This is a genomic window from Bradyrhizobium sp. P5_C11_2 (assembly GCF_054049755.1).
This window is the reverse complement of record NZ_JBFULT010000340.1, coordinates 1-8,241: the sequence shown is the minus strand read 5'-3', so window position 1 is coordinate 8,241 and position 8,241 is coordinate 1. Positions and strand designations below refer to the sequence as shown.

The 8,241-nt window shown below is 61.9% G+C and carries 10 protein-coding genes; 8 read left to right on the top strand and 2 right to left on the bottom strand.

Annotated elements, in window-relative coordinates:
• Positions 1-5: 5 nt before the first annotated feature.
• Positions 6-1,049: a thiamine pyrophosphate-dependent enzyme gene (locus ACXJL8_RS26675; RefSeq protein ID WP_456685877.1), complete on the top strand. Its 1,044-nt coding sequence runs from the start codon at positions 6-8 to the stop codon at positions 1,047-1,049.
• A gap of 890 nt (positions 1,050-1,939) precedes the next feature.
• A complete protein-coding gene (locus ACXJL8_RS26670; protein WP_456624259.1) occupies positions 1,940-3,091 on the top strand; it encodes an OpgC domain-containing protein in 1,152 nt (383 codons plus the stop codon).
• Between the two features lie 433 nt (positions 3,092-3,524).
• Here ACXJL8_RS26670 and ACXJL8_RS26665 read toward each other — a convergent pair whose 3' ends face one another.
• Complete coding sequence (locus tag ACXJL8_RS26665) at positions 3,525-4,034, bottom strand: YkgB family protein (RefSeq protein ID WP_456624260.1); 510 nt, start codon at positions 4,032-4,034, stop codon at positions 3,525-3,527.
• Positions 4,035-4,079: 45 nt separating this feature from the next.
• On the bottom strand, positions 4,080-4,616 hold the full coding sequence (locus ACXJL8_RS26660) for a carboxymuconolactone decarboxylase family protein (protein ID WP_456624261.1): 537 nt from the start codon (positions 4,614-4,616) through the stop codon (positions 4,080-4,082).
• 161 nt (positions 4,617-4,777) lie between these two features.
• Here ACXJL8_RS26660 and ACXJL8_RS26655 point away from each other — a divergent pair, with 161 nt between their 5' ends.
• The 6 genes from ACXJL8_RS26655 to cpaB form a co-directional block, all read left to right on the top strand.
• Positions 4,778-5,743 (top strand): AraC family transcriptional regulator, encoded by a 966-nt coding sequence (locus ACXJL8_RS26655; protein WP_456685876.1) that lies wholly within the window; start codon positions 4,778-4,780, stop codon positions 5,741-5,743.
• 104 nt (positions 5,744-5,847) lie between these two features.
• Positions 5,848-5,979: a hypothetical protein gene (locus ACXJL8_RS26650; protein ID WP_456624263.1), complete on the top strand. Its 132-nt coding sequence runs from the start codon at positions 5,848-5,850 to the stop codon at positions 5,977-5,979.
• A gap of 309 nt (positions 5,980-6,288) precedes the next feature.
• On the top strand, positions 6,289-6,498 hold the full coding sequence (locus ACXJL8_RS26645) for a hypothetical protein (protein WP_456624264.1): 210 nt from the start codon (positions 6,289-6,291) through the stop codon (positions 6,496-6,498).
• Positions 6,499-6,612: 114 nt separating this feature from the next.
• Positions 6,613-6,828 carry a hypothetical protein gene (locus tag ACXJL8_RS26640; RefSeq protein ID WP_456624265.1) on the top strand — a complete coding sequence of 72 codons (216 nt, stop codon included), beginning with the start codon at positions 6,613-6,615 and terminating at the stop codon, positions 6,826-6,828.
• Positions 6,829-6,893: 65 nt separating this feature from the next.
• Positions 6,894-7,400, top strand: a complete 507-nt coding sequence (locus tag ACXJL8_RS26635) for an A24 family peptidase (protein ID WP_456624266.1) — start codon at positions 6,894-6,896, stop codon at positions 7,398-7,400.
• A gap of 1 nt (position 7,401) precedes the next feature.
• On the top strand, positions 7,402-8,241 hold an 840-nt coding region (cpaB, locus tag ACXJL8_RS26630), incomplete at its 3' end, for a Flp pilus assembly protein CpaB (RefSeq protein ID WP_456685875.1).

Genomic DNA, 8,241 nt, shown 5'->3' with positions numbered 1-8,241 from the left:
ACAGGCTGAAGGCGCCGATCGCGCATACGTCGCGGGCCAAGGATTTTCTCGAGTTTGACAATCCCTACAATATCGGAATGACCGGGATGCTCGGCAACGAGGCCGGGTACCACGCCTTGCTGGACTGCGACGCGTTGCTGATGCTGGGCGCAGACTTTGCCTGGCGGCAATTCTACCCGGACAAGGCAAAGATCGTGCAGGTCGATATCGACCCGACTCATCTGGGACGGCGTCATCCGATCACGAAGGGCGTCGTCGGCGACGTGAAGGCGACGCTGGAGGCATTGCTGCCGAAGCTGGTCGAGCGCACCGACGCCTCGTACCGAAGCGCGTATGTCAAGCGCTACGCGACATATCGGGAAGCTGAACGGGCCAAGGTTGCTGCCGGTCGCGATGGCAGCATTCCCGGAAGTCATCTGACACAGGTGATCAGTCGCCATGCGGCAGAGGATGCTTTGTTCACGGCCGATGACGGCACTCCGGCCGCCTGGGCCTATCGCCATATCGAGGCGAACGGGCGGCGTCGCATTTTCGCGAGTCTGCTTCATGGAACGATGGCCAACGGCATGCCGTCGTCCATCGGGCTCCAGAAGGCAGAACCCGGCCGGCAAGTCGTATGCATGGCGGGCGACGGCGGGATATCGATGCTGTTCGGAGACCTGATGACGATCGTCCAACAGGAGTTGCCGATCAAGATCGCCGTCTATGACAACGGCAAGCTCGGCTTTGTCGAGATCGAGCAAAAGGCGGAGGGCATGCTCGATACTTTCACGAAGTTGAAGAATCCGAATTTCGCAGGTGTCGCGCGCGCGCTGGGTCTCTGGGGCCAGACCATTTCGCACGCGGACGAATTGGAGACCGCGGTCAAGGACTGGCTGGCGCAGCCGGGACCAGCGCTTCTGCACGTGCACGTCAACCCGATGCAGCTCGTCATGCCGCCATTCATGCAGGTCGAACCTGCTGTCGGGATGGCGCTTTATTCCGCGCGTGCCGTCCTGCATGGCCGCGGAGGAGACGTCTGGGAGATGGTGAAGGAGAATTTCCTCTAGTCGAGGGTCGCCGTCCCTCAGCAGCAGTGTGGCAGCCCGATCGCTTCGCCGCGCAGCATGAGAGCGGCCAAGCATTGCCGTCATGGGTCGATCGAGATTACCGAAATCGCCGGAGCCATCGGCTTTGCCCATGGCGAGGTATCTTGCGGTTGTCGGGGGCGCACTCGCCGTTCTTCTGCTGATCGCCGGCCGGTCCTTGCCGGAGCTGCCGGACAGATTTCCCGATCGGCCGGACAGCATCGGCGCGGCGGCCATCCGGATCGAATCCGCGCGCAAATGGCCGGAGAAGGTCGTCCTGGATACCAGCCAGCCGACATTCTTTCCCCCGTCCGTCGATGTGGCGCCGGCCCCGGACCTGGTCGAGCGTGTGCCCGATGAAAGGACGGATCAGCCGGACGTCGACCCTCAGGCCAACGCGGTGGTGAGGTCGAAACCGGATGTTCGGCCGATCGTTGCCGAGCATCCGTCCGTGCGAGCCAGGCATAAGAGGTCCAGGGCAATTCCGTCGATTCGTGTGGCAAGAGTTCGCAGTCCCAATGAGCTCCAGAGACCGGCCGAGGGGTGCTGCTGGTTCGAGTCGATGGACAGGCGGGCACCATCGAGACCTGCCTCGCGCAATCGCGTCGCGCGTCGTGACTCATGGACAGGATGGCATTTTCCGGAGGCAAATTGAAAGTCGGGGTTGTTCCGCCGGCCTCGTCCCTTGTCTTTCTGTTGATCTCACATCCAACATGCGCACGAATGTACAATACCGGCAGTCTTGGGCCGTTATGCTCGGAGCGATCACGTCGAAATGCCGGGGCGGGCTCTGGACGTCGTAAACGGAGGCGCTGCGCAGGCGGGTCGTCGGCGGAAGAGATGCCGCGTGTTCGAGCTTCGGTGCATTGACGATGAAGATTCTCGCGACGCTCCCGACCAAAGGCCGAGATCTCCGGCTGGACCTGTTCCGAGGTGTCGCCAATTGGGGAATCTTCCTCGATCATATCCCCAACAACATCGTGAACTGGGTGACAACGCGGAATTACGGCTTCAGCGACGCTGCGGATCTCTTCATCTTCATTTCCGGCTACACTGTTGCCTTCGTCTTCGCGCGGATGATGCTCGAACGCGGGTTTATCATCGGCGCAACGAGGCTTCTGAAGCGGGTCTGGCAGATCTACGTCGCGCACGTCTTCCTTTTCGTGCTCTATCTCGCCGAAATCGGATATGTCGCGCAGAGCTATGGTGATTCCGGCTTCACCGATGACTTCAACATACGCGGCTTCCTCGAACATCCCGCGCAGTTCCTGTTCGAGGGGCTGATACTTCGCTTCAAGCCGGTGAACATGGACGTGCTGCCGCTTTACATCGTGCTGATGGGCGTCTTCCCGCCGATACTCTGGCTGATGCTGCGCAGACCCAACATGACCCTGGCCGCTTCGACCTTGCTCTATTTGGCGGCCAGGCACTTCGGCTGGAACGTTTCGGCCTATCCAGCCGGCGTCTGGTATTTCAATCCGTTCGCATGGCAGTTTCTGTTCACGTTCGGGGCCTGGTTTGCGCTCGGCGGATCGGCGCAGGCGATGCCGTTCATCCGGTCACGTGCCGCGCTGGTGCTCGGCATCGGCTATCTTCTGTTCGCCCTGGTGATGACAATGGCGGCCCGGTTTGACGAACTGCGGTCGTTGATTCCGCCGGAGATCTACGGCGCCTTCAATCCGAACGACAAGACCAACCTCGCGCCCTATCGCCTCCTGCACTTCGTCGTGTTCGCGTTCTTCGTCGTTCGTCTGCTGCCGCGCGACTGGCCGGGGCTGGAATGGGCGATCTTTCGGCCCGCGATCAAATGCGGTCAGCAGTCGCTCGAAGTGTTCTGCGCCGGTATATTCCTGTCCTTCGCCGCACACGTCGTGCTGGTCGAGATCTCCGGCGCGATCTGGATGCAGATCGTGGTCAGCATTGCCGGCATCCTGATGATGACCGCGCTGGCGTACTACAGGTCCTGGTCCAAGAACGCCGACAAGGCACCGAAGGCCAAGCCGGTCGTCGCAGTGGCAGGTTGACCCCGATCGACAATGACCATGGCAATGAGAACCGGCGCACCACGAGCAGCCGATCCAAATCCTTGCAGGTACGATCTTCCTTGTCGCCCCAGGTTCGCGGCGGCAGGAATTCGCGTCGCCAGCTCGGAAATGATGCCAAACAACCCCACTGCCGCTGCTGTGGGATCCGTTAGTGCTCCCAGTCAGCGTGATCCAAGGCGTTGGAAAGCTGGTGTAGAAGTTGCGACAATTGTTGTTTGTCGGCGGTCGGGAAATCCTTGAATAGCCGAGCCTCTCGCTTGCGCGAGGCTATCGCGTGCACAGGGACCATTGCTGCGATGCTGTTGCTCACCACGAGGTAGGCAACAGCATCGGCGGAAGTGCGCGGCATGCGGTCAGACGGGGACGAGGCAGAGGTCCGCGATGGGCCGCGAGCAGATGCAGCCGCGGTTGATTACCGCGTCAGGCGAACCACATCCTGCCTGAGCAGATAGAAGGAGACTGCGAGCAGCACGACGTCCTTCATCAGGAAGGGCACGTTGCCCGTCATCGCAGGGAAGCCTCCCGCGGCGAGGTCCCAGCCTTCCGGCATGAAGGGAATGATGGTCACGGTTGCGATGAAGGTGCCGGTCGAGCCGAGAGCGCCGAGCACGCCAAGCCGGTGGCTCCAGAAGCCCGCGAGCAGCAGCGCGCCAAAGGTCCATTCAGAAACGCCGAGGAAATAGCTGGCGCCGGCGTGGCCGAACACGGGATAGAGCCACCAGATCAACGGGCCGTTGCTGATGAACGGGACCAGCCGTTCGAATTCGTACGGAAACCACTTCTGGTAACCGAAGAAGAAGAACATGATCACCATCGAGGCGCGAATGAGATGGTAGTCGAGATCTTCCGCGAGCAGGCCGGATCCCTGCAGGGCGCGAACGAGAGGATTTTGGGCAGTGCGGGTGTTGGCAAGCATGGTCATGGTCGTGATCCCTGATGTGAGATGATTGACGTGGCCGCGGTCGCGTCAGGCGACCGCCGGGAAGTCGATCTCGGTGTCGTTGATGCGGTTGAAGACGTTGGTGAACACGGTGGTGGCAAAGGCGAGGCTGATCTCGACGAGCTGGGCGTCGCTGTAGCCTGCGGCCTTGATCGCGGCGAAATCCTTGTCGCTGACGGTGCCGCTGGTGCGCGCAAGCTTGTCGACGAAAGCGACCAGCGCATCGCGCTGGGCATCACCGGTGGGCTGGCCATCGCGGATTTGCTTCAGCACTTCCGGCGCCAGGCCGGCGAGCTTTCCGAGATGGCTGTGGGCGGCGACACAATAGTCACAGCCGGCGGCCTCGCTGATGACGAGCTTGATGATCTCCTTGTCGGACTTGGTCAGTCCGCCGGACGCGAGCACAGCGTCGGCAGCGAGCATGGCCTTGAGCGCAGCGGGGCCATGGGCCGCGATGGCCGCAAAGGTGTTCGGCACGCTGCCGATGGCCTTCTTGATCTGGGCATAGACCTGGCCGGAGGGGCCGGCGTCAGTTTCGAGGTTCGGGACGGAAAGACGGGACATGATGGCACTCCTTGGTTCGGGTGGTGAACGATCGCGGAGTGACAATATGGTCGCGATATGAGATGTTGAATGCCTGATATGCTTGTATATATGCCCAATCGTCTCATGTTGCACATCGAGAGGGGAACACGATGGATTGGCTGAGCCGGCTGTTCGAGATGATGCCGGTGCGCGGCCGTCTGGACCTGCGCTGCTCCTACGGCGCCCCCTGGCGGATCGAGCAGGGGCCGGGCGAGGCCAACGAAATCCCGTACCACGCGGTGCTTGCAGGCTCGGCGATGCTGGACGATCCGGCGGGAGGCCGGCCGCTGCCACTCGAGGCCGGCGACATTCTGCTGCTGCCGCGCAATCCCCGGCACGTCATGCACGACGGCAGCGGAGCTGCGCCGTTGAAGGCCCGCAACCGCGCGTCACTCAACTTCACGATCAGCGAGAATCCCGGCTCGGACGCCCGGCTCGATCTGCTGTGCGGACATTTTTCGATCGCCCCGCCGCACGACCGGTTGCTTCGCGACTATCTGCCGCCGGTGCTGATCGTAAAGGCCGGCGCGCAGGCCGGAGAGCGGGACACGGCGGCGCAGCTTGCAGGCCTCGTGGCCTTGATGCGCGGCGAGACCGCGGACGATCAGCTGGGTGGCCGCGCGATGCTGAACGCGTTGTCGACGGCGATGTTCGCGCTCGTGCTGCGCCTCGCCAGCGAGACCGGGGACGCGCCGCGCGGACTGCTCGCGCTCGCAGGTCACCCGCGCCTCGCGCCGGTCGTCGCGGCCATGTTCAATGCGCCCGCGCGCGCATGGACGCTGCCCGAACTCGCGCAGCTCGCCAACATGTCGCGTGCGACGCTCGCCCGTCAATTCCAGGAGAAGGTCGGACGTTCGCCGAGCGAACTGCTGACCGACATCCGCATGACGCTGGCAACGAACGAACTGAGGAAATCCTCGCTCTCGACCGGAGCGGTGGCCGAAGCGGTCGGATATCTGTCCGAGGCGGCGTTCCAGCGGGCGTTCAAGAGCCACATGGGCATCACCCCCGCGCAATGGCGAAAGGCTGCACAGACGCCTGCGACGATTGACGAACTGGAGGCGGCGAAGCGCGCAGAGGCGACATCGGGTGGCGAGAAGGCCTAGGCAGGCGAGCGTGAGGTGACCGGGCTACCTCAGCATCCGCGGCAGATGATGAGCTTGCGATCCAGCATCTGATCGCGCTGCTGCTGCTCACGCTCCCAGGATACATGATCCAGCCTGACGGAACGATCGCTTTCGCGACGGCCCATTTCACGGCGGGACCGGACAAGGCGGTCAGAGAATTCCTGTCGTTCAGGGTGCACGCAATGCCTGCAGCCTGCGTCGCGATGCGCCGATAGCCGCAGCGATATGCGCTTCAATTCTTTCACCGATTCATCGGCGAAAGAGGTGCATCAAGCGCCAAAGCGTCGCGGGGCCAGCTCGGCTACGGCCGAGTGCTCGGGACGCGCCGTCGCGCGTCGATCGAACTCCGGCCGGCCGGCGAATGGTTAACGGGGGAGAGGGGTACCCCCTTTGATCCGCAGCACAACTCTACGGAGCACGCGAAACCTTCGGGCGGGCCATTATAAATGAGCCTAGTTGGCGCAGGGGTTTTTTCGTCAACAAGCGTTCCGATGTCTGTCACCTCAAGAGAAGGGATTTCTCCGATGCTGCATTATTTCATCATGACCACGGAAGCCATGAAGCGTCTGCGCAAGGACCAGGACGGCGTGGTGTCGTTCGAGTACATCATCGTCGCGGCCTGCATCATCGGCGCGGTGACTGCTGCGTTCGGTACCGGAGCCGGTGGAGCTATCGCGACGGCTCTGTCTGGCGGGATCAGCGCTATCACCACGGCTTTCACTGCGGCCGTGTAATACGGGCATCTTGCCCCAGAGGGGGGCATCGGAATCTGCCCCCCGCTTTCTGTGGCATGCATTCATGAATTGGATTGCTGCCACAGCCTCGGCCCAAATAAGGATTTCTCTCCCATGCTGCGGTATCGCGCTAAGTCCACGGACGCGTTGAAGCGTCTGCGCACGGACAGGGATGGCGTGGTGTCGTTCGAGTACGTGATGGTGGCGGCTTGTATCGTCGGTTCAGTGAGTGCTGCTTTCGGTACAGGCGCTGGTGGAGCTGTCGCGACGGTGCTGACGAGCGGGGTCAACACGATCAGCGCCGCTATCAGCGCTGCCGTCGGAAGCTAACACAGCCGTCTGGGCCCATGGAGGCACGGGAGATCTGTCACTACATTGTTTAAGGCGTGCATTTGATGAGTTGGATCGTTCCCATAACCTCGTTTCTCGAACTCCTGTTGTTGCTCTATGTCGTGACGACCGACATCGCGGCGCGATTGATCCGAAATGAGATTTGTCTAGCTCTGGCGATCCTCGGGATCGCGGGTCAATTGGCGAACCCAATGCAGCTTACCCAGTCGCTGATCGTGGCTGCGATCCTGTTCCTGCTGCTGTTCGGCATCTACCAACTCGGCAAAATTGGCGGCGGCGACGTCAAGTTGCTGGTTGCTTTGGCGATTGGTCTCCCGCTGACAGGCGTGATTCAGTTGTTGACCGTCACCGCTCTGGCCGGTGGCGTTCTTGCTTTGGTGCATCTGATGATGCGCCTCCTTCCATATCCCAGGCTGGCACCCGCCGGATCGTCGCTCGTACGCCGCGTCTACGCGGTCGAGCGTTGGCGCCATTTGCGACACGCACCGCTACCTTACGGGGTTGCCATAGCGTGCGGTGGTATCTGGACCGTTTTCAGCAAAGGACTTTGACATGTCATCCGCTTTGCGCCTCTCGATCATCATGGTGTTCATGCTCGCGACCGTCGCGCTCGGGCTCATCGCCTACAGCATGAACTTGCCGAAAGCGCAGGTCCCGGTCGCACAGGTCACGGAGAGCATTCCGGCGCCTCCCACTGTCGGGTACTTTGTCGCGGCACACCCGCTACCGAGAGGGACACTGGCGCGCGACGAGGATTTCGAGGTACGCTCGTCGCCGCCGGGTAGTGTTCCGACAGAGGCGATCCGTGATACCCCCGACGCGAAGATCGGACTTCGCGGATCTCTGGTTCGCAACTTCCTCGACACTGGCAGTCCCGTCACGTCCAAAGACATTTTGCGCCCGCGCGAACGCGGCTTTCTCGCCAGCGTCTTGGAGCCGGATACCCGTGCCATCAGCATCAACGTCGACGCCGCGTCTGGTGTCTCGGGCCTGATCTGGCCGGGTGACTATGTGGACGTCGTGTTGACCCAGGAGTCGACGACGGTGGCCGAGAAGCCAAATCCAGACTACCAGCATGGCACGCTGAGCGAAACCGTTGCTCACAATGTTCGAATTGTCGCGGTTGACCAGGAGATCGTGCAAGGTGGCTCGGCCAGCAACGCCACGGCCGGCAAGGTAGCGCGTACCGTATCGTTGCAGCTCGCGCCAGAGCAGGTCAAGAAAGTCACGGTCGCAGCACAGCTTGGAAAGCTCTCCCTGGCCGTACGGTCAGCGGTCGATCGACAGGACATGGGGGACACGGCCGCGACGGTGGTGGTTTATGCACGCAACAGCGGCACGAAATACTCAGTCAGAAGAGACGAAGCGGGGAACATGCGCACGCTGTTGAGC

Coding starts and splice junctions, on each gene's coding strand:
- ACXJL8_RS26670 (WP_456624259.1), top strand. CDS start 1,940: ATGAAGATTCTCGCGACGCTCCCGACCAAAGGCCGAGATCTCCGGCTG.
- ACXJL8_RS26665 (WP_456624260.1), bottom strand. CDS start 4,034: ATGACCATGCTTGCCAACACCCGCACTGCCCAAAATCCTCTCGTTCGC.
- ACXJL8_RS26660 (WP_456624261.1), bottom strand. CDS start 4,616: ATGTCCCGTCTTTCCGTCCCGAACCTCGAAACTGACGCCGGCCCCTCC.
- ACXJL8_RS26655 (WP_456685876.1), top strand. CDS start 4,778: ATGCCGGTGCGCGGCCGTCTGGACCTGCGCTGCTCCTACGGCGCCCCC.
- ACXJL8_RS26650 (WP_456624263.1), top strand. CDS start 5,848: ATGATCCAGCCTGACGGAACGATCGCTTTCGCGACGGCCCATTTCACG.
- ACXJL8_RS26645 (WP_456624264.1), top strand. CDS start 6,289: ATGCTGCATTATTTCATCATGACCACGGAAGCCATGAAGCGTCTGCGC.
- ACXJL8_RS26640 (WP_456624265.1), top strand. CDS start 6,613: ATGCTGCGGTATCGCGCTAAGTCCACGGACGCGTTGAAGCGTCTGCGC.
- ACXJL8_RS26635 (WP_456624266.1), top strand. CDS start 6,894: ATGAGTTGGATCGTTCCCATAACCTCGTTTCTCGAACTCCTGTTGTTG.